The sequence below is a fragment of the Hydrogenophaga sp. L99 genome (genome assembly GCF_058731905.1).
Genome location: NZ_CM178972.1, coordinates 1,470,633 through 1,493,762, shown reverse-complemented (window position 1 = coordinate 1,493,762; position 23,130 = coordinate 1,470,633). Strand labels below are relative to the sequence as shown.

The 23,130-nt window shown below is 64.6% G+C and carries 23 protein-coding genes; 11 read left to right on the top strand and 12 right to left on the bottom strand.

Annotation, left to right across the window (positions count from 1 at the left end):
• Window positions 1-4: 4 nt before the first annotated feature.
• The 4 genes from AC4QBL_RS07050 to AC4QBL_RS07035 all read right to left on the bottom strand — a co-directional run bounded on the left by AC4QBL_RS07050 (window position 5) and on the right by AC4QBL_RS07035 (window position 5,564).
• The gene (locus tag AC4QBL_RS07050; RefSeq protein ID WP_472901257.1) at window positions 5-1,030 is read right to left on the bottom strand and encodes a branched-chain amino acid ABC transporter permease; all 1,026 of its coding nucleotides are present in this window, start codon (window positions 1,028-1,030) and stop codon (window positions 5-7) included.
• Between the two features lie 154 nt (window positions 1,031-1,184).
• A complete protein-coding gene (locus AC4QBL_RS07045; protein ID WP_472901256.1) occupies window positions 1,185-2,414 on the bottom strand; it encodes a branched-chain amino acid ABC transporter substrate-binding protein in 1,230 nt (409 codons plus the stop codon).
• A 161-nt stretch (window positions 2,415-2,575) separates the two neighbouring features.
• Entirely contained in the window at window positions 2,576-3,787 is a 1,212-nt protein-coding gene (locus AC4QBL_RS07040) for a branched-chain amino acid ABC transporter substrate-binding protein (protein WP_472906297.1), read from the bottom strand.
• Between the two features lie 133 nt (window positions 3,788-3,920).
• Complete coding sequence (locus AC4QBL_RS07035; protein WP_472906298.1) at window positions 3,921-5,564, bottom strand: 3-(methylthio)propionyl-CoA ligase; 1,644 nt, start codon at window positions 5,562-5,564, stop codon at window positions 3,921-3,923.
• Window positions 5,565-5,695: 131 nt separating this feature from the next.
• On the opposite strand from AC4QBL_RS07035, the gene AC4QBL_RS07030 reads away from it, so the two are divergent.
• From AC4QBL_RS07030 to AC4QBL_RS07015, 4 genes are all read left to right on the top strand, one after another.
• Window positions 5,696-7,216: a protein adenylyltransferase SelO gene (locus AC4QBL_RS07030; protein WP_472901253.1), complete on the top strand. Its 1,521-nt coding sequence runs from the start codon at window positions 5,696-5,698 to the stop codon at window positions 7,214-7,216.
• Window positions 7,217-7,276: 60 nt separating this feature from the next.
• Complete coding sequence (gene msrB, locus AC4QBL_RS07025; protein WP_472906299.1) at window positions 7,277-7,693, top strand: peptide-methionine (R)-S-oxide reductase MsrB; 417 nt, start codon at window positions 7,277-7,279, stop codon at window positions 7,691-7,693.
• A gap of 25 nt (window positions 7,694-7,718) precedes the next feature.
• Complete coding sequence (gene cysK, locus AC4QBL_RS07020; RefSeq protein WP_472906300.1) at window positions 7,719-8,639, top strand: cysteine synthase A; 921 nt, start codon at window positions 7,719-7,721, stop codon at window positions 8,637-8,639.
• A gap of 142 nt (window positions 8,640-8,781) precedes the next feature.
• Window positions 8,782-9,804: an LLM class flavin-dependent oxidoreductase gene (locus AC4QBL_RS07015; protein WP_472906301.1), complete on the top strand. Its 1,023-nt coding sequence runs from the start codon at window positions 8,782-8,784 to the stop codon at window positions 9,802-9,804.
• Between the two features lie 51 nt (window positions 9,805-9,855).
• Here AC4QBL_RS07015 and AC4QBL_RS07010 read toward each other — a convergent pair whose 3' ends face one another.
• Complete coding sequence (locus tag AC4QBL_RS07010; protein ID WP_472906302.1) at window positions 9,856-10,842, bottom strand: YcjF family protein; 987 nt, start codon at window positions 10,840-10,842, stop codon at window positions 9,856-9,858.
• Window positions 10,843-10,936: 94 nt separating this feature from the next.
• Window positions 10,937-11,395 (bottom strand): hypothetical protein, encoded by a 459-nt coding sequence (locus AC4QBL_RS07005; protein ID WP_472901248.1) that lies wholly within the window; start codon window positions 11,393-11,395, stop codon window positions 10,937-10,939.
• A 156-nt stretch (window positions 11,396-11,551) separates the two neighbouring features.
• Between AC4QBL_RS07005 and AC4QBL_RS07000 the strand changes: the two genes are divergently transcribed.
• The 6 genes from AC4QBL_RS07000 to AC4QBL_RS06975 all read left to right on the top strand — a co-directional run bounded on the left by AC4QBL_RS07000 (window position 11,552) and on the right by AC4QBL_RS06975 (window position 17,040).
• A complete protein-coding gene (locus AC4QBL_RS07000; RefSeq protein ID WP_472901247.1) occupies window positions 11,552-12,100 on the top strand; it encodes a septation protein A in 549 nt (182 codons plus the stop codon).
• The gene (locus AC4QBL_RS06995) at window positions 12,097-12,375 is read left to right on the top strand and encodes a BolA family protein (RefSeq protein WP_472901246.1); all 279 of its coding nucleotides are present in this window, start codon (window positions 12,097-12,099) and stop codon (window positions 12,373-12,375) included. The genes AC4QBL_RS07000 and AC4QBL_RS06995 overlap by 4 nt, the downstream gene beginning before the upstream one ends.
• 136 nt (window positions 12,376-12,511) lie before the next feature.
• Window positions 12,512-13,291, top strand: a complete 780-nt coding sequence (locus AC4QBL_RS06990) for a peptidylprolyl isomerase (protein ID WP_472901245.1) — start codon at window positions 12,512-12,514, stop codon at window positions 13,289-13,291.
• Between the two features lie 195 nt (window positions 13,292-13,486).
• A complete protein-coding gene (locus tag AC4QBL_RS06985; RefSeq protein WP_472906303.1) occupies window positions 13,487-14,827 on the top strand; it encodes a glutamine synthetase family protein in 1,341 nt (446 codons plus the stop codon).
• Between the two features lie 177 nt (window positions 14,828-15,004).
• Entirely contained in the window at window positions 15,005-16,393 is a 1,389-nt protein-coding gene (locus AC4QBL_RS06980; protein WP_472906304.1) for an aspartate aminotransferase family protein, read from the top strand.
• Window positions 16,390-17,040: a GntR family transcriptional regulator gene (locus tag AC4QBL_RS06975; protein ID WP_472906305.1), complete on the top strand. Its 651-nt coding sequence runs from the start codon at window positions 16,390-16,392 to the stop codon at window positions 17,038-17,040. Before AC4QBL_RS06980 ends, AC4QBL_RS06975 begins: the two co-directional genes overlap by 4 nt.
• Here AC4QBL_RS06975 and AC4QBL_RS06970 read toward each other — a convergent pair whose 3' ends face one another.
• Window positions 17,041-17,817 carry a heparan-alpha-glucosaminide N-acetyltransferase gene (locus AC4QBL_RS06970; RefSeq protein ID WP_472906306.1) on the bottom strand — a complete coding sequence of 259 codons (777 nt, stop codon included), beginning with the start codon at window positions 17,815-17,817 and terminating at the stop codon, window positions 17,041-17,043.
• Window positions 17,814-18,575 (bottom strand): alpha/beta fold hydrolase, encoded by a 762-nt coding sequence (locus AC4QBL_RS06965; RefSeq protein ID WP_472906307.1) that lies wholly within the window; start codon window positions 18,573-18,575, stop codon window positions 17,814-17,816. Before AC4QBL_RS06965 ends, AC4QBL_RS06970 begins: the two co-directional genes overlap by 4 nt.
• 68 nt (window positions 18,576-18,643) lie before the next feature.
• Here AC4QBL_RS06965 and AC4QBL_RS06960 point away from each other — a divergent pair, with 68 nt between their 5' ends.
• A complete protein-coding gene (locus AC4QBL_RS06960) occupies window positions 18,644-20,626 on the top strand; it encodes a peptidase U32 family protein (protein WP_472906308.1) in 1,983 nt (660 codons plus the stop codon).
• Window positions 20,627-20,652: 26 nt separating this feature from the next.
• Here AC4QBL_RS06960 and AC4QBL_RS06955 read toward each other — a convergent pair whose 3' ends face one another.
• From AC4QBL_RS06955 to AC4QBL_RS06940, 4 genes are all read right to left on the bottom strand, one after another.
• A complete protein-coding gene (locus AC4QBL_RS06955; protein WP_472906309.1) occupies window positions 20,653-21,201 on the bottom strand; it encodes a hemerythrin domain-containing protein in 549 nt (182 codons plus the stop codon).
• 134 nt (window positions 21,202-21,335) lie between these two features.
• On the bottom strand, window positions 21,336-22,310 hold the full coding sequence (locus AC4QBL_RS06950; protein ID WP_472906310.1) for a DUF808 domain-containing protein: 975 nt from the start codon (window positions 22,308-22,310) through the stop codon (window positions 21,336-21,338).
• A gap of 71 nt (window positions 22,311-22,381) precedes the next feature.
• On the bottom strand, window positions 22,382-22,798 hold the full coding sequence (locus AC4QBL_RS06945) for a type II toxin-antitoxin system VapC family toxin (protein WP_472906311.1): 417 nt from the start codon (window positions 22,796-22,798) through the stop codon (window positions 22,382-22,384).
• Window positions 22,795-23,058 (bottom strand): FitA-like ribbon-helix-helix domain-containing protein, encoded by a 264-nt coding sequence (locus AC4QBL_RS06940; RefSeq protein WP_472901235.1) that lies wholly within the window; start codon window positions 23,056-23,058, stop codon window positions 22,795-22,797. Before AC4QBL_RS06940 ends, AC4QBL_RS06945 begins: the two co-directional genes overlap by 4 nt.
• Window positions 23,059-23,130 lie beyond the last annotated feature (72 nt).

Genomic DNA, 23,130 nt, shown 5'->3' with positions numbered 1-23,130 from the left:
GGTGTCAGGTCTCCCGGGTGCCCAACAAGCCCTTGGGCCGGAAGATCAGCACCAGGACAAGGAACAGATAGGGCAGGATGGGCGCCACCTGCGAGATGGTGAGTTTGAGCACCGAGTTGTCTTGCCAGGCCTCGGACAGTGGCAGTCCCATGCCCTGGAACAGCCCGATGAGCGAGTGGTCCAGCGCCACGGCAAAGGTCTGCACCACGCCAATGATGATGGACGCCAGGAACGCACCCGAGAGCGAACCCAGCCCGCCCACCACCACCACCACAAAAATGAGTGAACCCAGCGTGGCGGCCATGGCCGGCTCGGTCACGAAGGTGCTGCCGCCAATGAGGCCGGCCAGCCCGGCCAGGCCGGTACCGGCGCCAAACACCAGCATGAAGACACGCGGCACGTTGTGGCCCAGGGTTTCCACCGTCTCGGGGTGGGTGAGCGCGGCCTGAATCACCAGCCCGACGCGGGTGCGGGTGAGCAGCAGCCACACGCTGGCCAGCATCACCACGGCCACCAGCATCATGAAGGCACGGGTGGCGGGAAAGGGTGAGCAGATGGTCTGAACCACGGCGCCGCACATCTCGGCCGGCGCCCTGCCCCAGACCAGGCTCAGCCCGTCGGTGGCATGGCTGACCAGGGTGAGCGCTGAGCCCTGCAGCACCTCGGGCGGACGGAACTGCACCGCCGTGCGGCCCCAGACCAGCTGCACCAGTTCCAGAATGATGTAGGACAGGCCAAAGGTGACGAGCAGCTCGGGCACGTGGCCAAACTTGTGCACCTTGCGCAGGCTGAGCCGTTCAAACAACGCGCCCAGCATGCCCACGGCCAGCGGGGCGAGCAGCAGCGCTGGCCAGAAACCCACCACCTGCCCAATCGAATAACCGATGTAGGCGCCCAGCATGTAGAAGCTCGCGTGGGCAAAGTTCAGGACCCCCATCATGCTGAAGATCAGGGTCAGACCCGAACTCAACATGAACAGCAGGAGCCCATAGCTCAACCCGTTGAGCATGGAGATGATGAAGAACTCCACGGCGTGTGACTTTCCGGACCTTCGTGCAGGGTCCAAAAGAAAAAGGGAGATGGGGCGTGTCCCGTCAAAGGGTCACGCGTCAAGAACAGGCGCAAAGCATACCTTCGGGCCGCCGGTGCAAGCGGCCCGAAAGCAGTGCGTCACCAGCGAGCGTTCAGGGGCGCTTCATCTGGCAGCTGGTGGGCGTGCTGGCCACGTAGGCCGGGTACTCCTGCACAGGCACCAGGGTCATGCCGGTGTTTTCGGCGCTGTAGGGGTGCTTGGCATCAGTCTTTTGCCAGCGCGTGATGTACAGCGGTTGCTGCAACTGGTGGTCCAGCTTGCGGATCTCGACCTCGCCGTTGAAGCCCTTGAACTTGAGGCCCGACAGCGTGGCCGCCACCTTCACCGGGTCGGTGGACTTGGCCTTGGCCATGGCATCGCCCAGCGCGGCGTAGATGTTGGGGATGGCGGCGGTGTACATGTCATCCTTGAAGCGCTGGTTGAACTCGGCCATCCAGCCCTTCATGGGTTCGCCCATGTTGTAGTGGTTGTAAGCCACCTGGTAGACGCGGCCTTCGCCGCCCTTGCCCAGTGCCGTGGGGGTGCCGGTGACACCCGTGTAGTAGGTGTAGAACTTGCCGTCGAAACCGCCTTCGTTGGCGGCCTTGACCAGCAGCGCCAGGTCAGAACCCCAGTTGCCGGTGATCACGGTGTCGGCGCCGGAAGCCTTGATCTTGGCGATGTAGGGCGCGAAGTCGCGCACCTGGGCCAGCGGGTGCAACTCTTCACCCACGATCTGGATGTCTGGGCGCTTGCGCTTGAGGTTTTCCTTGGCAAACTTGGCCACCTGGTGGCCATGCGAGTAGTTCTGGTTAAACAGGTAGACCTTCTTGACGTCGGTCTTGTCCTTCATGTAGGTGGTCATGGCTTCCATCTTCATCGACGTGTCGGCGTCGAAGCGGAAATGCCAGTAGCTGCACTTGCTGTTGGTGAAATCTGGGTCCACGGCCGCGTAGTTGAGGAAGATCACTTCCTTGCCGGGGTTGCGCGCGTTGTGGCGGTTCACCGCGTCGATCAGCGCGCCAGCCACCGACGAGCCGTTGCCCTGGGCCAGGTAACGCACGCCCTGGTCAATGGCCGCCTGCATGGCGGTCAGGCTTTCGGCGGGACTGAGCTTGTTGTCGAAGCCCACCACTTCAAATTTCACGCCAGCGGGGTTGCTCTTTGAGTACTTTTCAGCAAAAAACTGCCAGCTCTTGAGCTGGTTGTTGCCCACCGGTCCCATCAGACCGGTCTGGGGGTCAATCCAGGCGATCTTGACCGTCTCGCCCTTCTGGGCAAAGGCGCTCGCCAGCGACAAAGACATGGCAGCAACAGCAATCGATTTGAGAGCGAAATTCATGGACGGTCTCCTGGTGGGTGGCAAAACGCCAGCGTACCTTTTTGGTGTAAGCCAGCGCTCAGGGATTGCCCCTAGACGCTATCGCGCAAGTGACTGTGCGCTAGCACAACCGTAGCATTTGCATACATTCGAAGCGCTCAGTTGGCGCCTGTGGGGGCGCTTCAAGGCCGCTGCATCTGGCAGCTGGTGGGGCCGCTGATCTGGGCCGCGTCCATGTACTGCACAGGGGCAAAGGTGTAGCCCGTTTCTTCGGCGCTTCTGGGGTGGGTGGCGTCCACTTTTTGCCAGCGCGACACATAGAGCCCCTTGAGCAGCTGGTGGTCGTCAGCCCGCAGGTGCACCGGCCCGTTGAAGCCTTTGAAGATCATGCCGCTCAGGCGCCCCGCCACCCTTGCGGGATCGGTTGAGCCCACGTGTGCCATGGCGTGGCTCAGCATTTCGATGCCGTCGTAGCTGGCGTAAATGGTCAGGTCTTCACCGTATTGCTTGCGAAAGGCGGTGGCCAGCGCCTGAATGGGCCCGGCCTGGTTGCTGTGGTTGTAGGCCACCTGATACACCGGCAGGCGCCCACCGGTTTCGGCCAGCGCCTCTGGCACCCCTTTGAGCGCCGGGTAATAGGCGTAAATCGGCAGGTAGACGCCTTGCTTGTGCAGGGCCTTCACCAGGTCACGCAGGTCGGCACCCCAGTTGCCGGTGGCCAGCGCCTGTGCGCCCGAGGCCTGGATGCTGCGCGCGTGCGGAGTGAAATCGTGGCCCTGAAAGGGCGGGTGCAGCTCATCGCCCACGATCTGCACGTCGGGCCGCTGCTGCGCCATGGTGTCCCGGAAATAGCGGGAAAACTGCTGACCGTGTGCGTAGTTCTGGTTGAGCAGATACACCCGGCGCAGATCGGGCTGTGCTGCCATGAAGCCTGTCATGGCGCGCATTTTCATGGCGGTGTCGGCGTCGATGCGGAAATGCCAGAAATTGCATTTCTCGTTCGTCAGTTCCGGGTCCATGGCCGCGTAGTTGATAAAGACCACCGCACGCTCGGGGCTGCGCAGGTTGTGCCGGGCAATGGCGTTGCTCAAGGCCGCAGCCACGCCCGAGCCGTTGCCTTGAACGATGTAACGAAAGCCTTGGTCGATGGCCGCCTTGAGCGCGTTCAGGCTTTCTTGCGGCGAACCCTTGTTGTCAAAACCCGCCACCACAAAGCGCACGCCCGCCGGGTTGGCGCCGCCGCCCTTGTGCTCGGCCATGAACTGCCAGCTGCGCAGGCTGTTGCGGCCAATGTCGGCTGCAGGTCCTGAGAGCGGGTCGATGAAGGCGATGCGCACCGTCTGGCCTTGCAGCGGCAACGGGCTGGCCGCTTGCGCGCCCCAGGGAGCCAGCACCAGACACGCCCCAGACCACACAGCACCAACCCAACCGCGCCAACGCGCGGCTCTGGGGTGGGAGCTTGATTGGGCCAATGGACGCTTGATCTGCAGGGGGTTCGTCATAGGAGCATTGTCGGCCCAAGCTTGTTCACAGCCCTGGCAACACGTAGTCCTTGAGCTGCTGGCGCAGCGTCATTTTTTGCATTTTCCCGGTCGCGCCCAGCGGAATCGCGTCCACAAACACCACGTCGTCAGGCACCTGCCATTTGGCGATCTTGCCTTCGTAGAACGCCAGCAGTTCGTCGCGCGACACCTCGGTGCCCGGCTTTTTCACCACCACCACAATCGGGCGCTCGTCCCATTTGGGGTGTTTCATGCCCACGCAGGCCGCCATCGCCACAGCCGGGTGGGCCATGGCGATGTTCTCCACGTCAATCGAGCTGATCCACTCGCCGCCTGACTTGATCACGTCTTTGCTGCGGTCGGTGATCTGCATGAAACCGTCGGCGTCGATGGTGGCCACATCCCCGGTGGGGAACCAGCCTTTGCCCGCGGCGTCGTAGCGCAGCGGGTCGCCGCCCTCCCCCTTGAAGTAGCTGGCAATGATCCACGGCCCGCGCACGAGCAGGTCGCCATAGGTTTTGCCGTCCCATGGCAGCTCCACGCCGGCTTCGTCCACGATCTTCATGTCCACGCCGTACACCGCGCGCCCCTGCTTGAGCAGCACCTGGGTCTGCGCTTCGGGCGACAACGCCAGCTGGGCATTTTTCAGCGTGCACACCGTGCCCAGGGGCGACATTTCCGTCATGCCCCAGGCGTGCAGCACCGCCACGCCGTAGGTGTTGTTGAAAGTGTTGATCATGGCCGGCGGGCAGGCCGAGCCGCCGATCACCGTGCGCCTCATGGTGCTGAACTTCAGCCCGCCCGCCTGCATGTGGCCCAGGAGCATCTGCCACACCGTGGGCACGCCAGCAGCCATGGTCACCTGCTCGCTTTCCAGCAGTTCGTAGATGGACTTGCCGTCCATCGCCGGGCCGGGAAACACCAGTTTGCAGCCAGTGGCCGCGGCCGAGTACGGGATGCCCCAGGCATTGACGTGGAACATGGGCACCACGGGCAACACGCAGTCGCGGGCGCTCAGGTTGAGCGAATCGGGCAACGCTGCGCTGTAAGCGTGCAGGATGGTGGAGCGGTGCGAATACAGCGCGGCCTTGGGGTTGCCGGTGGTTCCGCTGGTGTAGCACATGCTTGATGCGCTGTTTTCATCCAGATCGGGCCACAGGTAGGCGTCGCTCTGGTGGGCCATCCAGGCCTCGTAGCTCAGCAGGCCGGGCACGCCGCTGTCAGCGGGCAGTTTGTCGGCGTCGCACAGGGCCACCCAGTGTTTCACGCCGGGGCACTTGGCTGCCACCGCCTGCACCAAAGGCAGGAAGGTCATGTCGAAACAGATGGCGCGGTCGTCGGCGTGGTTGATGATCCAGGCCAGTTGCTCGGGGTGCAGGCGCGGGTTCAGCGTGTGCAGCACGCGGCCGGTGCCGCTGACGCCAAAGTACAGCTCCAGGTGGCGGTAGCCGTTCCAGGCCAGCGTGGCCACGCGGTCGCCAAAGGCTAGGTGCAGACTGTCCAGCGCGTTGGCCACCTGGCGCGAGCGCTTGGCGATCTGGCCCCAGGTGGTGCGGTGGATGTCGCCTTCGACCCGGCAAGACACGATTTCGCCGGTGGCGTGGTGGCGCTCAGCGTGGGTGATGAGCGAGGAAATCAGCAGCGGTTGGCTTTGCATTTGTCCCAGCATGGGGCATCTCCTTGGGTAGCAACAACGAATTTAAAGCGACAGCTGTCATCATGCCGCACCCGGCCTGCGGGCCGCCCCCGGGTTGCCCCCGAAAGCCCGCTCAGGTGTGGGCTCAAGTCGTCTGGGAGACAATGAAACCCATGATTGCTCCCCTAGCTGACCACCCCAGCCACTGGTCTCACCGGTTCGCCGAACTCGGCCCCGACTTTCACACCGAACTGCGCCCCACCCCCTTGCCCGCACCCTACTGGGTGGGCACCAGCCTGAACCTGGCGCGTGAACTGGGCCTGGACCCCGCCTGGCTCCAGAGCGACGAAGCCCTGCACACCTTCACCGGCAACCGGCTGTTGCCCGGCATGCGCCCGCTGGCCAGTGTGTACAGCGGGCACCAGTTTGGCCACTGGGCAGGCCAGCTGGGCGACGGGCGGGCCATTTTGCTGGGCGAGTTGGCCACGCCACAAGGCCCGCAAGAAGTGCAGCTCAAGGGCGCCGGGCTCACGCCGTATTCGCGCATGGGCGACGGCCGGGCCGTGCTGCGCAGCTCCATCCGCGAGTTTCTGTGCAGCGAAGCCATGCACGCGCTGGGCATTCCCACCAGCCGGGCGCTGTGCATCACCGGCTCCGACGCGCCGGTGCGCCGCGAAGAGATCGAAACCGCCGCCGTGGTGACGCGCACCGCACCCAGCTTCATCCGGTTCGGCCATTTCGAACATTTCTCGCACAGCGGGCAACACGCCCAGCTGCGCCAGTTGGCCGATTTCGTCATCGCCCACCACTACCCGCACTGCCTGGAACGCAGTGGCAATCCCTATGCGCATCTGCTAGAAGCCGTGAGCGAGCGCACCGCCCACACGGTGGCGCAATGGCAGGCGGTGGGCTTTTGCCACGGGGTCATGAACACCGACAACATGAGCATCCTGGGCATGACCATCGACTACGGTCCGTTCCAGTTCATGGACGCCTTCAACCCCGCCCACATTTGCAACCACACCGACAGCGGTGGCCGCTACGCCTACCACCGCCAGCCCAACATCGCCTACTGGAACCTGTTTTGTCTGGGCCAGGCCCTGCTGCCGCTGATGGACGAGCAACAAGAGGCACTTGACGCGCTGGAGCCCTTCAAAACCGTGTTTCCGGCCGCCTTGCAACAGCGCATGGGCGCCAAACTGGGCCTGGACAGCGTGCAACCCGGTGACGAAGCGCTGACCGAGCAGTTCATGCAACTCATGGCCAAAGACGCGGTGGACTTCACGATCGCCTGGCGCCGCCTGAGCCACGCCGTGGCAGGTTTTGCGGCAGCCGGCGCGGCAGAAGCCGAGGCCCGCCGCGCCCTGGAGCCCGTGCGAGACCTGTTCTTGCAGCGCGAGGCGTTTGACGTCTGGGCGCAAAACTGGCGCAGCCGGCTGCAAAGCCAGCCCGGCTTTGACCCGCTGGGCACCCAGGCCCGCATGCTGCGCACCAACCCGCAGGTGGTGCTGCGCAACCACCTGGGTGAAATCGCCATTCAGCGTGCCCGCGAGGGCGATTTTTCTCGTCTGCAGCGCTTGCAGGCGGCGCTGGAACAACCATTTGACGCCCTGCCCGGCTGCGACGACCTGGCCGACTTTCCGCCCGAGTGGGCTGCACAGATTGAAATCAGCTGCTCGTCTTGAACCGCGAGTGCGGTACCCTGCCCTTCACATGAGCGCACCGATTCCCCTGAGGAGATTGACATGACCTACCCGATTGAAAAAACCGAAGCCGAATGGCGCGACCTGCTAGCCAGCAAAGGCGCCGAGCGCCATGCGTTTGAGGTGACCCGCCACGCCGCCACCGAGCGCCCGTTCACCGGCAAGTTTGAACAGGTCTGGGCCGACGGCAGCTACCACTGCATCTGCTGCGGCAACCACCTGTTTGACGCCGGCACCAAGTTTGACGCCGGCTGCGGCTGGCCCAGTTTCTCCCAGGCGATTCCGGGCGCCATCACCGAAATCACCGACCGCAGCCTGGGCATGACCCGCGTGGAAACGGTGTGCAGCCAGTGCGGGGCGCACCTGGGCCACGTGTTTGAAGACGGCCCGGCGCCCACCGGCCTGCGCTACTGCATGAACTCGGCCTCGCTCGACCACCAGACCCCAAGCGGCAAATAAGCTGAAGCCCCGAACAGGACACCCCATGAAAGCCCAGAACATCCTTGAAACGATCGGCCACACGCCGCATGTGCGCCTGCAGCGGCTGTTTGCCGGCGCCACCCAGCAGGTGTGGATCAAGTCCGAGCGCAGCAACCCCGGTGGCTCCATCAAAGACCGCATCGCCCTGGCCATGGTGGAAGACGCTGAGGCCAGCGGCGCCCTGCAGCCCGGCGGCACCATCGTCGAGCCCACCTCGGGCAACACCGGCATTGGCCTGGCCATGGTGGCTGCGGTCAAGGGCTACAAGCTCATCCTCGTCATGCCCGACAGCATGTCGGTTGAGCGCCGCCGCCTCATGCTGGCCTACGGCGCATCGTTTGACCTCACGCCGCGCGAAAAAGGCATGAAGGGCTCCATTGCCCGTGCCGAAGAAATCGTGGCCGCCACACCCGGCGCCTGGATGCCCCAGCAGTTCAACAACCCGGCCAACACCGCCGTGCATGCACGCACCACCGCGCTGGAAATCCTGGCCGACTTCCCCGAGGGCATCGACGCCCTCATCACCGGTGTGGGCACGGGCGGTCACCTCAGCGGCTGCGCCCAGGTGCTCAAAGCCCACTGGCCACAGCTCAAGGTGTACGCGGTGGAGCCGGTGGCGTCGCCCGTCATTTCGGGTGGCAGCCCGGCGCCGCACCCCATCCAGGGCATTGGCGCCGGCTTCATTCCCGGCAACCTCGACACCACCTTGCTCGACGGCGTGATCCAGGTGGATGCCGAGCCCGCCCGCGAAATGGCCCGCCGCTGCGCCCGCGAAGAAGGCATGCTGGTGGGCATTTCGTCCGGCGCCACGCTGGCCGCCATTGCCCAAAAATTGCCCGACCTGGCGGCCAACGCCGTGGTGCTGGGCTTCAACTACGACACCGGCGAGCGCTACCTGTCGGTGGATGGCTTTTTGCCGGCATGAAGAAGCACCCCCCGCGCCGCTTCGCGTCACCCCCCTCAAGGGGGGCGGCACTGGCCGTCTGGCGGAGCCAGCCCGGCTGTGCCCTGGGATGGCGTTTTTTCGTGCGTGGCGGGTGGCGCCCCGGCACCATGGAGATTCGAAGATGAAAAAACTGGCCGACATTTCCCTGTCCATGCTCGACCTGGTGGCCGTGCGCGAAGGCCGCAGCGTGGCCGACGCGTTGGCCGTGGCGCTGCGCACCGCGCAGCACGCTGAAACGCTGGGTTTCAAGCGCTACTGGCTGGCCGAGCACCACAACATGAGTGGCATTGCCAGCTCGGCCACCGCGGTGCTGGTGGGCCACATTGCGGGCGGCACGCAGCGCATCCGCGTCGGCTCGGGTGGCGTCATGCTGCCCAACCACGCGCCGCTGGTGGTGGCCGAGGCCTTTGGCACGCTGGCCGAGCTGTACCCGAACCGCATCGACCTGGGCCTGGGCCGCGCCCCCGGCACCGACCCGCTGACGATGCGCGCCCTGCGCCGCGACCGGGTGGAAACCGAAGCCGACTTTCCGCGAGACGTGGCCGAACTGCAGCAGCTGCTGGGGCTGCCACAGCCCGGCCAGCGCCTCATTGCCATGCCCGGCGCGGGCACCAACGTGCCCATCTGGCTGCTGGGCTCCAGCCTGTTTTCAGCACAACTGGCGGCCCAGCGCGGCCTGCCCTACGCCTTTGCCTCGCACTTTGCCCCGCGCTTGCTGCTGCAGGCGCTCGACGTGTACCGCAGCCAGTTCCGGCCGTCGGCCACGCTGGACAAGCCCTACGCCTTGGTCGGCGTGCCCCTCATTGCCGCGCCCACCGACGACGAAGCCGACTACCTGGCCAGCAGCACCTACCAGCGCGTGCTGGGCATACTGACCGGGCGGCGTGGCCAACTGCCACCGCCGGTGCACGGTTTCATGCAGCACCTGCACCCCCAGGAGCGCGCCGGCATTGCCGACTTTCTGGCCGCCGCCGTCATTGGCGGGCCTGAAACCGTGCGCGAAGGCTTCAACACGCTGGCGCAAGCCACCGAGGCCGACGAGTTCATGCTGGTGAGCGATGTGTATGAACCCGAGCTGCGGCTGCGCTCGCTGAGCATTGCGGCAGCGGCCATGGCTGGCGAGGCCTTGGCTGCGGCCCACTGAAGCACCTGACCGCCAAGCCAGCGGTTGGCACCGCCAGCGTTTCGTTTTTTGTCAGGCGCCCCGCACCATGGCCAGCACCTTGGCCGCGTCCAGCGTTTGTGCCTGGTGCTGGATCTGCGGCAGGTACTGCGCCTGCATCTGTTTGGCTGGCCCCAGCAGGTTTTGAAACGTTTCGCGCAGCAAGGCGGTGCTCATAACCCGCCCGCCCGCGTAGTAGCGCTTGGCCACCTGGCCCAGCGCGTAGGTGGTGGCAAACGAAAACGCCATGCCGGTAGCCGCCCCGCCCAGTCGGCCCACCGTGCGCCCGGCCGCTTTGCCCAGCAGCCCACCCAGCAGCTTGCGGCCAAACTGCTCCAGGTATTGGGACGTGAGACCCACGCCCACCGCTGCGATGAACTCGCGTATGTGCCCCTGGTCCAGCTCCACCCCGTGGGCTTTGCCAATGCCATAGACCATCTTCACCTGCAGCGGAATGATGGCCATGGAGGCCCACGACTGCGGCAGCAACTCCAGTGCCCCGTTGAGCATGGCGTATTTCAGGATGGATTTGTCCAGATCGGCATTGAGTGCGGCCTGCACCTGCTGTGCCGGTGCCGGTGCCACTGGGGCGCTGGTGGTGGCCGGTGCTGCTGGAACCACCACGGGCACAGCGGCGTCGGTCGCGTTCAGCAACGCACGCTCGTCCGCCTCAAAAGCCTGCGCCTCACCCGCATCCAGGTTCAGGCGGGCTTTCAGGTCGGCGAGAAAGCTGGCCTCGGCCGGGCTCTGGCGCCCATCGGCGTCGCAAACGCACACGGCCATTTCATAGGCCAGCTGGCGTTGCCCCGGCCCGTTCAGGCCGGCCACGGCGTCGGCCAGCGACACGCGCTGCAGCAGCACGTCCTGGTAAAGCTGGGCCAGCCCAGCCCCGCCGGATTCGTGGCCCAGCGTGTCGGCCAGCCGGCGAATGGCTTCGCGCTCGGTGTCGGCCTTGTGGCCGTCGGCAAATGCGGCCAGCAAGGCCACTGAGAGAATCGACTTTTGTTCCAGGGTGTCCATGTGTGTAGCGGTGTTGGGTTAACGAACTGAAGCATAGAGCCCAGTTACCGCACCAAGTTCCACACGGGCACAGGACGGGCAGACGCCCTACCCCTCAGCTGCGCGCCACGTCAATTGCGTCCTGGGTGGACCGCAAAATACCCCGCACCAGGGGAAACATCTCGCCAATGGCGTCCAGCAGGCTGCCCACCGTGAGGCTGCACACGCTCAACAGGTGAATCTGCGCAAAGGTGGACGTGCCGTCCTTCGACTCGCCCTCCGGCGCCAGGCTGTGGCGGATGGCGACCGCCAGACCGTCCAGCTCCAAAATTTTCAACCGCGCCGGGGTCGACGTCGACGTCATGCCCATGCGCGACCAGTAAGCCAGCGCCACTTTTTCCATGAAATCGGTCTCCAGCGAAGCCGACATGACTTCGCTGACCCAGGGCACCAGCGGCATCAGGTGCGACTTGCTCGCCTCGTCTGACAGCACCCGGTCCACCAGGGCGTTGGTCTGCCCCAGAAACCCCGCCAGGGACACCTTGAAACTCTCAAACTGGTCGTCGTCGCTCATAAACCACCTTCACACAGGGAAACAAAGAATGCGCGGTGCACCGGCGTTCGGCCAGGTGCAGGCTCTGATGGTTTTCTTATCGGCAACGGCTGGGCAAACTGTGGGCCCATCTTGGGCCGCACCATCGGTCAACCGCGCAAGCCCGATAATCCGCCCATGCGTTTTCTTATTGACTTTTTCCCCATTGCCCTTTTTGTCGCAGCCTACAAGCTGCACGACATCTACACCGCCACCGCCGTTCTCATGGCCGCCACGGTGTTGCAGACCGGCATCATTTACGGCATTGACCGCAAACTGCAGACCCTGCAAAAGGTGACGCTGGTACTGGTGCTGGTGTTTGGCGTGCTCACCCTGGTGCTGCAAGACGAGCGCTTCATCAAGTGGAAGCCCACCGTGCTGTATGCCAGCATGGCCATCGTGCTGGGCGCGGCGCTCTGGGGCTGGAAGAAGAACTTCCTGCAAATTTTGCTGGGTAGCCAGCTCACGCTGCCCACTGCCGTTTGGGGGCGGTTAACGGTCATCTGGGTGGCTTATTTCCTGTTCATGGCGGCCATCAACGGCTATGTGGCGGCCTACTATTCCACCGAAGACTGGGTGAACTTCAAGCTCTGGGGCTACATCTTCCCGGTCGTGTTCATCATTGGCCAAGGCCTTTACATCGCGCGTTACATCAAAGACGACGGCAACGAGGCTGAAAAATCATGAGCGATCAAGACTTCATTCCCACCGCTCCGGCGCTGGAAGCTCGCTTGCGTGAAGCGCTGTCGCCCACGCTGCTGGAAGTGCTGGACGAAAGCGCCGACCACGCCGGCCATGCCGGCTCCAACGGCATGGGCTACGGCACCCACTTTCGGGTGCGCATTGGCGGCCCCGCGTTTGCCGGGCGCAGCCGCGTGGCACAGCACCGCCTTGTGTATGATGCGCTGCAAAAATTCACCGATGCAGGCATGCACGCACTGGCCATTGAAATCAAGGCTTGAGCCCTGGCTGGGCCACGAACAGCGGGGCTTTAAAAAGCGTGCTCTGGCCTGAACTACCTGCCTACGTTTGGATACCTGTTTGCTGAAACCCGGCCCTGTGCGGCGGCTCCCACCTTTTTTCACCCCGAGGAACACCATGAAATTCTCCCTGACGGCCCTGACCGCGGCCGCTTTGATTGCAGCCGCTCCCTGGGCTGCGGCCCAAAACGTGGCCATCGTGAATGGCAAGGCCGTGCCTACCGCGCGCGTGGAAGCGCTGGCACAGCAGGTGGCCGCTTCGGGCCGTCCGGTGGACGACACGGTGCGCGCCCAGTTGAAAGAAGAGGTGGTGCTGCGTGAAATCTTCATGCAGGAAGCCCAGAAGCGCGGTATTGGAGCCACTGCCGAATACAAAACCCAGATGGAACTGGCCCGCCAGACCATCATGATCCGTGCGCTGTTTGCCGACTTCCAGAAGAAAAACCCGGTGACCGACGCCGACATCAAGGCCGAATACGACAAGTTTGCCGCGGCCAACGCCGGCAAGGAATTCCGTGCCCGCCACATCCTGGTGGAAAAGGAAGACGAAGCCAAGGCCATCATCGCGTCCATCAAGGGCGGTGCCAGCTTTGAAGACATTGCCAAAAAGCAGTCCAAAGACCCAGGCTCCGGTGCCAACGGTGGCGACCTGGACTGGGCTGCAGCCGGCAGCTACGTAACGGAGTTTTCCGAAGCCATGGTGAAGCTGGACAAAGGCCAGATGACCGCTGCGCCGGTGAAAAGCCAGTTCGGCTGGCACATCATCCGCGTGGACGACGTGCGCCAGGCCCAGCTGCCCGCGTTTGACGAGGTCAAGCCGCAAATTGCCCAGCAGATGCAGCAGCAGAAGCTGTCTGAGTTTCAAAATAAGCTGCGCGAAAAAGCCAAGGTGGAGTGAGCTTGGCGCTGCGAAGCAGCGTTTTTCACCCCCAAAGACGCGGCCTAGGCCGCGTTTTTTTCGTCCGCTCAACATCCAGGCGCCACTCAAATTTGATCAAATATTGAGTTGAACCCGATCATTGTTCATAATTTGGCTTTTATTTGATCAAATCAGCATTGCACCTGCGGTGTGAAGCACCACCAGGCCAGACCGATGAACACCGATTCCCTCAAAGACTTTTTCGCCCAGCACCGCATCCAGGAAGTGGAATGCGTGATCCCGGACATGACCGGCATTGCGCGCGGCAAAATTTTGCCCAAAGACCTGTTTTTGAAGTCCGGCCACATGCGCCTACCCAAAAGCGTGCTGCTGAACACGGTGAACGGCCAGCAACCCGACAACACCGCCTTTGTGGGCGACACCGACCCAGACATGGTGTGCGTGCCCGACCTGAGCACCGCCCGCGTGGTGCCCTGGGCGGCCGAGCAGGTGGCGGTGATCATTCACGACTGCGAGGAATTTGACGGCCGCCCTGTGGCGCTGTCACCGCGCAGCGTGTTGCGCGGTGTGCTGGACCGCTACACGGCGCGCGGCTGGCAAGCGGTGGTGGCACCTGAGATGGAGTTTTACCTGGTGGCTCGCCACCAAAACCCGCACGAGCCGCTGCAGCCGCCCCTGGGGCGCACCGGCAAGCCCGAGGCCGGGCGGCAGTCGTATTCCATCGACGCGGTGAACGACTTCGACCCCTTCTTTCTGGAGCTGTCGCGCTTTTGTGAGGTGCACCGGCTGGGGGTTGAAACGCTCATTCACGAGGCCGGCGCGGGTCAGATGGAGATCAATTTCACCCACGGCGACCCGATGGACCTGGCAGACCGGGTGTTTCTGTTCAAGCGCACGGTGCGGGAAACGGCCCTGCGCCACGGCATTTTTGCCACCTTCATGGCCAAGCCCATGGAAGCCGAGCCCGGCAGCGCCATGCACATCCACCAGAGCATTCTGGACAGCCAGACCGGTCACAACATCTTCAGCCTGCCCGACGGCTCGGTGAGCCCGGCGTTTGGCCACTACATCGCCGGTCTGCAGCGCTATGTGCCCTTGGTCATGCCCATGCTGGCGCCCTATGTGAACTCGTACCGGCGGCTGTCGCGCAACATGTCGGCACCCATCAATGTGCAGTGGGGCTTTGACAACCGCACCTGCGGCATTCGCGTGCCCGAGTCCGACGCCGCCAACCGCCGCCTGGAAAACCGCGTGCCCGGCGTGGACGTGAACCCTTACCTGGCCATGGCCGCCACGCTGGCCTGCGGTTACCTGGGCATGAAACAGGCGCTGGAGCCCACCGCGCCCATGCGCAGCAGCGCCTGGGACATGGACTACGAACTGCCCAACCACCTGGAAGATGCGATACGCCGCATGCGCACCTGCGAGCCGCTGCGCGAGGTGCTGGGCGGCGCGTTTGTCGACGCGTTTCTGGCCGTGAAAGAACTGGAATACGCCACCTACAACCGGGTCATCAGTTCGTGGGAACGCGAGCATTTGTTGCTGCTGGTTTAGGGGAGCACCCCCTGCGCCGCTGCGCGGCTTTCCCCTCTCTCGCCTGCGGCGGGAGGGGGACGCAGCTGGTGGCCCGTCCTGAGCTTGACGAAGGGCGGTTCCACGGGTGCCCTGGCAGCAAGACACGCGCGCCTGAGACCGACCGGTATGCCAGCTTGAAACCACGATTGAAGCCCCATGCAAAACGAAACCCATCCCCGCACCGGCATTGACTGGCCCCGCGCCCAGGCCTTTCTGGCCCGTGAGCGGGCCCACTACGCGACACGCAACCCGCAGTCGGCCGAGCTGGCGGCGCAGGCGCAGCAGCACCTGTTGTTTGGCGTGCCGCTGCACTGGATGAACGACTGGGGCACGCCCTTTGCCCTGCACGTGGACCGCGCCAGCGGCGCGGTGGTGACCGACGTGGACGGCCACAGCCTGGTGGACTTTTGCCTGGGCGACACCGGCGCCATGTTTGGCCACGCGCCCGCGCCAGTGGCCGCCGCGCTGGTGCAGCAGGCCACGCGCGGCTACACCACCATGCTGGCCACGGCAGACGCCGCCGCCGTGGGCCAAGCCCTGAGCGAGCGCTTTGGCCTGCCCTTCTGGCAGTTCGCCATGAGCGCGACCGACGCCAACCGCTACACCCTGCGCTGGATAAGGGCCGCCACGGGGCGCAAAAAGCTGCTGGTGTTCAACGGCTGCTACCACGGCACCATTGAAGACGTGTTTGTCGATCTGGTGGGCGGCCAGCCGGTGCAGCGCAACAGCCTGCTCGGCCAGGTACACGACCTCACCGAGCACACGGTGGTGGTCGAGTTCAACGACCTGCCAGCGCTGGAAGCCGCACTCAAACAAGGCGATGTGGCCTGCGTGCTGGCCGAGCCGGTGATGACCAACATCGGCATGGTGCTGCCCGAACCGGGCTTCTGGGCCGCTGCACAGGCGCTCATCCGGCACCACGGCGCCCTGCTGGTGATGGACGAAACCCACACCATCAGCACCGGCCCCGGCGGCTACGCGCGCGCCCACGGCATACAGGCAGACGCGCTGGTGCTGGGCAAGCCGGTGGGCGGCGGCGTGCCCTGCGCGGTGTATGGCATGAGCGCCAGCTTGGCCGAGCGCGCCGTGCTCGCCAAGCAAGCCGCCCCGCCGGGCCACAGCGGCATTGGCACCACGCTCACCGGCAACATGCTGGCCATGGCCGCCATGCGCGCGGCGCTCACCGAGGTAATGACACCCAGCGCTTACGCCCACATGCTCGCCCAGGCCAGTGCGCTGGCCAGCGGGCTGCAAGACGTCTTGCGAAAGCACGGTCTGCCGTGGTGCGTCACCCAGGTGGGCGCGCGCACCGAGTTTCAGTTTTGCGCCACGCCGCCCACCAACGGCAGCGAAGCCGACCGCGTGCTCGACGGGGAGCTGGAACACCTGATCCACCTCGGGCTGCTGAACCGGGGCATTTTGATCACGCCGTTTCACAACATGATGCTGGTCTGCCCGCAAACCACCCCGGCCCACGTGGCCCAGCTTTTAGACGCGCTGGACGCGGTGCTGGGCGAGATTACCGCCGTGGTGCCGCCTGCATGAAGGCCGCGCCCGCGCCCACCCAGCAAGACAGCACCTACCTGCGCCTGCGCCAGTGGGTCACGGTGGGCCGCTTTTTGCCCGGCGAGCGGCTGAAAATTCACGCCCTTGCGCAGCAACTGGGCGCCGGCGTGATGCCGGTACGCGCCGCGTTGCAGCGCCTGGCGGCCGAAGGCGCGCTGGTAAACGTGCCGCACAGCGGCATGCTGGTGCCCCGGCTTTCGGTGGCTGAATTTGACGACGTGTTGCACATGCGCCTGCTGCTGGAAGGCGAAGCCGCCGAACGCGGCGCCCACCGCATCGACAGCGCCGGTGTGGCCGAACTGGCCGCGCTGGAGCAGCGCATGGGCGAAGCCCTGGCCGCCAGTGACGCGAAAGCCTACCTCGACGCCAACGAGGCGTTTCACCTGCGCCTTTACCAGGCCGCCGGCTCGCCCACGCTGATGGCGCTGATTGAAACCGTGTGGCTCAAGGTGGGGCCGCTGTCCAACCGGCTGTTTGAAGCCGAAGGCGCCAGCGCCGTGCTCAACGATGCGCATGGCGGCGCGATGCAGGCCCTGCAGCGCAAAGACAGCGCCGGCGTGCGGCGGGCGATCGAGCGCGACTTGTTCGTGGCCGGGCAGTTTCTGCGGCCGTTTTGCGTGGGCTGATCAGCTGCCGCGCAGCCACACGAAAGCACCCACCACACCCATCAGCACCGGCTGGTGCAGCAGGTAGTAGCTCAGGCTCCATTGCCCCAGCACCACCAGCGCGCGGCGAACCCCGCCCGCAGGCGCGTCGGCCGAGCCCAGCCAGGCGGGGCGGTGTTTCAGTGCCCACTGGCCGGCCGCCATGCCCCACCACACCGCGCACAGCCACGGCAGCAGCGGCACATAGTCTTCGGTGATGGGCTTGCGGCTGATGAAACCCAGCCAGTTCAGCCACGGCGTGTTGAACACCTCCAGCGCCGGCATGGCGCCTATCAGCCACGGAGCGGCCCATTTCAGCGCCACCGCCAGCGCACCCAGCAGCCACAGCCAGGCGCCCCAGCCGGCGGTGAGCCGGGCCACGATCAGCATGGCCGCAATGCCGTGCAGCACACCAAAGTAAATAAAACTGTTGGGAAACACCACCACCGACCCCACCGTGACCAGCAACGCGGCCCCCGCCACCTGCGCCCAGCGGCGCCAGAAACGCGGCCAGCTCTGCCCCCGGTGCAGCGCCACCGCCTGCGACAAACCGGCGGTGAACAGAAAACCGCTCACGATGGCGGTGCGCTGCCAGGCCCAGAACGGGTCGTTGTAAAAATTTTGCTGAATCAGGCCAAAGTGGTTCAGGTCAAAGCTGAAATGAAAGGCCGTCATCCACAGCATGGCGGCAGCGCGCAGCAGGTCAATGCGGTCCAGCCGCCCCGTTGCGCGACTTGGCGCAGGCACCCGCAAGCTCATGCCGCGTGGCGCTGGATGCGCAGCAACAGGTCGGCCAGCCCTTGCGGCTCGCTCACCATCGGGTCGTGGCCGGTGGCCATTTCCAGCACTTGCCAGCCCGGTTCGCTGCGCACCCGCGAGCGCGACGGCGCAATGGTGGCCAGCGCGGGCATCGTGCAGTCAATGAACGTGCGCGGCACGGTGGCCACGCGCTCGGCATCAAAGTCCAGCGGCTGCTGGTACAGCTTGAAGGGCTGCGGCGTCTGGCGGCGGTTCACCCAGTCGCGGTCGGCGCCTTCCAGGCCAAACAGCGCGGCGTCGGGCGGTGGAAAGCTCAGGCCCCCGCTGGGTTGGGCGGCGGCCATGCGCGCCTGCTTCGTCTCGGGCGAGTGGTGACTGCTCCAGCTGTCGCCGGGGTGTGGCAGCGCCGCGTCCAGGTACACCAGATGCGCCAGCAAGCCCGGGCGCTCGCGCTGCAGCCGGTCGGCCACGCCGGTGATCACCATGCCCGCGTAGCTGTGGCCCACCAGCACCACCCGCTGCAGTTCTTCGGCGTCGATGAGCCCGATCACATCCTGTATGTGCGTGTGCAGGTCAATGGCCGGGCTCAGCAGGTGGGCCCGCTCGCCCACACCCGTGAGCGTGACCGCGTGCGCGTCCACCCCTGCGCCCCGCAGCAGCGGCAACACCCGGCGCCAGCACCAGGCACCGTGCCACGAGCCGTGCACCAGCACCACAGCGGGTTGCGCGCTTTGATTGGACGGGGCAGGTGCATGCATCGGTGTTCTCCTGGACAATATCGCGTTGGTTTTTTTCGCCGTCCACCGATTTTGCACGCTCAACACCTATGCTGCCCCACCACCTGGAACTGCTCTCCCCCGCCCGCGACGCCGACATTGGCATCGAGGCTGTGAACCACGGGGCTGACGCCGTGTACATCGGCGGGCCATCGTTTGGCGCCCGCACCAGCGCCGACAACTCAGTGAAAGAAATTGCCCGCCTGGCGAAATACGCCCACCGCTTTGGCAGCCGCATTTTTGTGACGATGAACACCATCTTGCGAGACGATGAACTGGAACCCGCACGCAAGCTGGCCTGGCAGCTGTATGACGCTGGCGCGGACGCACTCATCATTCAAGACATGGGCTTGCTGGAGATCGACTTGCCGCCCATTCAGCTGCACGCCAGCACGCAAACCGACATCCGCACGCCCGAAAAAGCACGGTTTCTGCAAGACGCGGGCCTGAGCCAGATCGTGCTGGCGCGCGAACTCACGCTGCAGCAGATCGCCGCCATCCGCGCCGCCACCGACCCCGAGCGCTGCACGCTCGAATTTTTTGTGCACGGCGCGCTGTGCGTGGCCTACAGCGGCCAGTGCTTCATCAGCCACGCCCACACCGGGCGCAGCGCCAACCGCGGCGACTGCTCGCAAGCTTGCCGCCTGCCTTATGAGGTGAAAGACAGCCAGGGCCGCATCGTGGCGCACGGCAAACACGTGCTGAGCATGAAAGACAACAACCAGAGCGACAACCTGCGCGCCCTGATCGACGCGGGCGCCCGCAGCTTCAAGATTGAAGGCCGCTACAAAGACATGGGCTATGTGAAAAATATCACCGCCCATTACCGCGTGCTGCTCGACGAAATCCTGGAAGACCGCCAATCGTCGGCCAACCCGCTGGCCCGCTCGTCCAGCGGCCGCAGCACCTTTGGCTTCACGCCCGACCCCGACCAGAACTTCAACCGCGAATTCACCGACTACTTTGTGCAGGGCCGAAAAGAAGACATCGGCGCCTTTGACACCCCCAAAAACCCGGGCCGCCCCATGGGCTACGTGACCCAGGTGGGCCCCAACTTTGTGGAGCTGGAAACCGACGACCCCGCCACCGTGATCCACAACGGCGACGGCCTGTGCTACCTGGACCTGCAAAAAGAACTCACCGGCCTGCAGATCAACCGCGCCGAGCGCCTGCCCGCGCCCAGCCGCTGGCGCGTGTACCCCAAAGACGCCATCGACACGCTGAAAGACCTGCGCAAAAACACCGTGGTGAACCGCAACCGCGACATGGACTGGGTGCGCAGTCTGGAGAAAAAGTCGGCCGAACGGCGCATAGGCGCCTGGCTGCAACTGAACGAAACGCCCCAAGGCCTGAGCCTGACCGCCACCGACGAAGATGGCCACAGCGCCACCGCCGCCCTGCCCTGCACCCTGGAGCGCGCCAAAGACGCCGCCCAGGCGCAGAGCAAACTGCGCGAAGCCCTGGCCCGGCTGGGCGACACGATTTTTGAACCCATCGACGTGTCGCTGAATCTCACGCAAGCTTGGTTCGTACCGGCTTCCTTGCTCAACCCGCTGCGCCGCGAAGCCATTGAAAAACTGGAAGCCGCCCGCGCCGCCGCCTGGCAGCGCCTGCCCCGCGCCGCGCCGGTGCAACCACCCGTGCCCTACCCCGAAGACACGCTCACCTACCTGGCCAACGTGTTCAACCAGAAAGCGCGGGACTTTTACGCCAAACACGGCGTGAAAGTGATCGCCGCCGCCTACGAGAGCCACGAAGAGCCCGGCGAAGTGAGCCTGATGATCACCAAGCACTGCGTGCGCTTTTCGCTCAGCCTCTGTCCTAAGCAGGCCAAAGGCATCACCGGCGTGCAGGGCACGGTGCGCGCTGAGCCCATGTCACTCGTGCACGGCGACGAAAAGCTCACCCTGCGCTTTGACTGCAAACCCTGCGAGATGCATGTGGTCGGCAAGATGAAACCGGCGGTGCTGAAGGCTGGCCAGAGCAGCCCACTGAAGTTTTACCGGACGCGGCCGGTGACTGGCCTTCACTGAAGCAGCGCGCTGGCGCCGCTTGCACGTCAGATATACGCGTTCACCGGCTTCACATGCCGCATGTGCAGGCTCAGGCCGAGCGCAGCCATGTGGTTGCTGTTGCGGCTCAATATTTTTTCAGACAGCGGCAAAAATTCGGCCTCTTCATAAGCCGCGTGGGCGGTGTATTCGCTCACCAGTCGCTGCACCTCGGACACGTCCAGGTCGGTGCTTTGGCCCTTGGCCACGCGTTTCAGGCCGCTTTCCAGCGTCTTCCACAGCGCTTCCACCATGCGGTGCTCTTGCGTGAGGCGCGTGGTCATGGTCTTCACCTTCAGCAGCTCTTCGCCCGGCGTGGCGCTGGCGATCACGGCCGGGAACAGCTCGCGCTCTTCTTCCAGGTGGTGTTCAAAAATCGCTTCGCGGAAAAACTCCAGCGACTGTTCTGCGATTTGCCGCGCCCGGGCGGCCGGAGCCAGCAAGGCGGGCAATTCGTCCAGCGCGTTCAGGCGCTTGATGATGCCGCTGTGGCAGTTGGTGAAGTTGGTCAGCGGGGCATCTGCGTCAACCGTTGCGGCATGGGGGGTGGCGGTCATGGTGTGGCTCCTGTTGTGGTTGTTCAAACCGAGCGGCTGAACGAACCATCAGCACACTCACGATTGATGGAGCCCAGTCTAGAGATTGCCAGCGAGTGGGCCTTGATGCAGGTCAAGACCGCCTCTTTTGTGCGTCAATGCGCAACCGCAGCGCCCTGCCCGCGCAGCCGCTTCCAGCCGGTGAGCAGCAGCACCACCGCCCCGCCGGCCAGCAGCCCCGCGACTGCGCCCGCCAGGCTGGACACCACCGCCCCCAGCCAGCCCAGGCTGCCGGCAAAGGCTTCTACCGCATGGCCCAGGGCCGGAATGCCGTGCAACAAAATACCGCCACCCACCAGAAACATGGCCGCGGTGCCCACCACAGACAGGGTTTTCATGAGCCAGGGTGCGGCGGTAAGGATGCCGCGGCCCAGCGACTGCTTCCACGCAGCGCTCTGGCGGCTCAGGTGCAGGCCAGCGTCGTCGAGCTTGACGATGCCGGCCACCAGGCCGTAAACGCCCACCGTCATGACGATGGAAATGCCCACCAGCACCGACAGCTGTTTGGCGAACGTGGCGGCGGCCACCGTGCCCAGGGTGATGACGATGATTTCGGCGGACAGAATGAAATCGGTGCGCACCGCGCCTTTGATCTTGTCTTTTTCAAACGCCACCAGGTCCACGGTTTCGTCGGCAACGGCCTTCACCATTTCCACGTGGCGGGCGTCCTCCTCCGACTTTTTGTGCAAAAACGCGTGCAGCAGTTTTTCGGCACCCTCAAAGCACAGAAACAGGCCGCCCAGCATGAGCAACGGTGTGATGGCCCAGGGCGCAATGGCGCTGATGGCCAGCGCCGCCGGCACCAAAATGGCTTTGTTCAGAAACGAGCCCTTGGCCACAGCCCAGACCACCGGCAACTCCCGGTCGGCTTTCACGCCGGTGACCTGCTGCGCGTTCAGCGCCAGGTCGTCACCCAGCACGCCAGCTGTTTTCTTGGCAGCCAGCTGCGTCATGGCCGCCACGTCATCGGCAGCGGCCATGCCCTGGCGGGCGGCCACTTTGGTCATCACGGCCACATCGTCCAGCACGGTGGCGATGTCGTCGAGCAGCATGAGGAGACTGGTGGCCATGGTGTGCGTCTATCTGGGTAAAAAGGGGCGGTGCGCTCGGTTTGAACGCGGTGAAGCCCGTGGGCAACGTTTCAGTCCCAGGGGTTGATGAGCTGAAGGTCCAACAATGCGAAGTCACGGGTATTGCGCGTGGCGAGGCGGGCACCGTGCGCCGTGCAAATGGCAGCAATCTGAGCATCAGCGGTTGAAATGGTGCGCCCCGCCTTTTCCCTTTGCACCACCATCTGTGCACACGCAACGGCGGCATCCAGGTCAAACGGCAAAACTCGGCCCGCAAAGTCTTCAAAAACCATGGCCCGCACGGCAAAAAGCAGGTCGCTTTTGCGAATGCCGTCCGGCATGCGCCCCACACCGTAAAGCAGTTCGGCCACGACGACGCTGCACAAGCAGAGCTGTTCGGATGGCTGCGCGTTGACCCAGTCAAGCACGTTGGGCGCAGGCTGCGCCCGCATCAGCTCGGACACCACATTGGTGTCCAGAACAATCATGTGTTGGCTCCAGCGTCACCAAAGTGTGCGGCGCGTGGCAATTCGGTGCGTGGCGGCATGTTCACATCTTCCGCCCCGCCCAAGGCAGCAAAGCGGGCGTGAACGCGGCTCCCCAAACCTGGTCCTGCGGTGGGCTGTGACAGCACTTGCCGCAAGATGGTGCGCACCTCTTCCTCCATGGATCGCCCATGGGCTGCAGCCGTTTGGCGCAGCTTGTCTTTGATGTGCGGTTCGAGGTTGCGGATCGTGAGCGTGCTCATCGCGGGCTCCAACAGATGGTAAAAATTGCTGTCAATGCTAGCACCGACAGCAATCTCAGACAAACGAACCTG

Bases quoted from the DNA above. Each gene is read 5' to 3' on its own strand.
- AC4QBL_RS06965 (WP_472906307.1), bottom strand. From the start codon at position 18,575: ATGCATGCACCTGCCCCGTCCAATCAAAGCGCGCAACCCGCTGTGGTG.
- AC4QBL_RS06960 (WP_472906308.1), top strand. From the start codon at position 18,644: ATGCTGCCCCACCACCTGGAACTGCTCTCCCCCGCCCGCGACGCCGAC.
- msrB (WP_472906299.1), top strand. From the start codon at position 7,277: ATGACCTACCCGATTGAAAAAACCGAAGCCGAATGGCGCGACCTGCTA.
- AC4QBL_RS07045 (WP_472901256.1), bottom strand. From the start codon at position 2,414: ATGAATTTCGCTCTCAAATCGATTGCTGTTGCTGCCATGTCTTTGTCG.
- AC4QBL_RS07005 (WP_472901248.1), bottom strand. From the start codon at position 11,395: ATGAGCGACGACGACCAGTTTGAGAGTTTCAAGGTGTCCCTGGCGGGG.
- AC4QBL_RS06955 (WP_472906309.1), bottom strand. From the start codon at position 21,201: ATGACCGCCACCCCCCATGCCGCAACGGTTGACGCAGATGCCCCGCTG.
- AC4QBL_RS06970 (WP_472906306.1), bottom strand. From the start codon at position 17,817: ATGAGCTTGCGGGTGCCTGCGCCAAGTCGCGCAACGGGGCGGCTGGAC.
- AC4QBL_RS06945 (WP_472906311.1), bottom strand. From the start codon at position 22,798: ATGATTGTTCTGGACACCAATGTGGTGTCCGAGCTGATGCGGGCGCAG.
- AC4QBL_RS07015 (WP_472906301.1), top strand. From the start codon at position 8,782: ATGAAAAAACTGGCCGACATTTCCCTGTCCATGCTCGACCTGGTGGCC.
- AC4QBL_RS06995 (WP_472901246.1), top strand. From the start codon at position 12,097: ATGAGCGATCAAGACTTCATTCCCACCGCTCCGGCGCTGGAAGCTCGC.
- AC4QBL_RS06990 (WP_472901245.1), top strand. From the start codon at position 12,512: ATGAAATTCTCCCTGACGGCCCTGACCGCGGCCGCTTTGATTGCAGCC.
- AC4QBL_RS06950 (WP_472906310.1), bottom strand. From the start codon at position 22,310: ATGGCCACCAGTCTCCTCATGCTGCTCGACGACATCGCCACCGTGCTG.
- AC4QBL_RS07035 (WP_472906298.1), bottom strand. From the start codon at position 5,564: ATGCTGGGACAAATGCAAAGCCAACCGCTGCTGATTTCCTCGCTCATC.
- AC4QBL_RS06980 (WP_472906304.1), top strand. From the start codon at position 15,005: ATGCAAAACGAAACCCATCCCCGCACCGGCATTGACTGGCCCCGCGCC.
- AC4QBL_RS06940 (WP_472901235.1), bottom strand. From the start codon at position 23,058: ATGAGCACGCTCACGATCCGCAACCTCGAACCGCACATCAAAGACAAG.
- AC4QBL_RS07010 (WP_472906302.1), bottom strand. From the start codon at position 10,842: ATGGACACCCTGGAACAAAAGTCGATTCTCTCAGTGGCCTTGCTGGCC.
- AC4QBL_RS06975 (WP_472906305.1), top strand. From the start codon at position 16,390: ATGAAGGCCGCGCCCGCGCCCACCCAGCAAGACAGCACCTACCTGCGC.
- AC4QBL_RS06985 (WP_472906303.1), top strand. From the start codon at position 13,487: ATGAACACCGATTCCCTCAAAGACTTTTTCGCCCAGCACCGCATCCAG.
- AC4QBL_RS07030 (WP_472901253.1), top strand. From the start codon at position 5,696: ATGAAACCCATGATTGCTCCCCTAGCTGACCACCCCAGCCACTGGTCT.
- AC4QBL_RS07000 (WP_472901247.1), top strand. From the start codon at position 11,552: ATGCGTTTTCTTATTGACTTTTTCCCCATTGCCCTTTTTGTCGCAGCC.
- cysK (WP_472906300.1), top strand. From the start codon at position 7,719: ATGAAAGCCCAGAACATCCTTGAAACGATCGGCCACACGCCGCATGTG.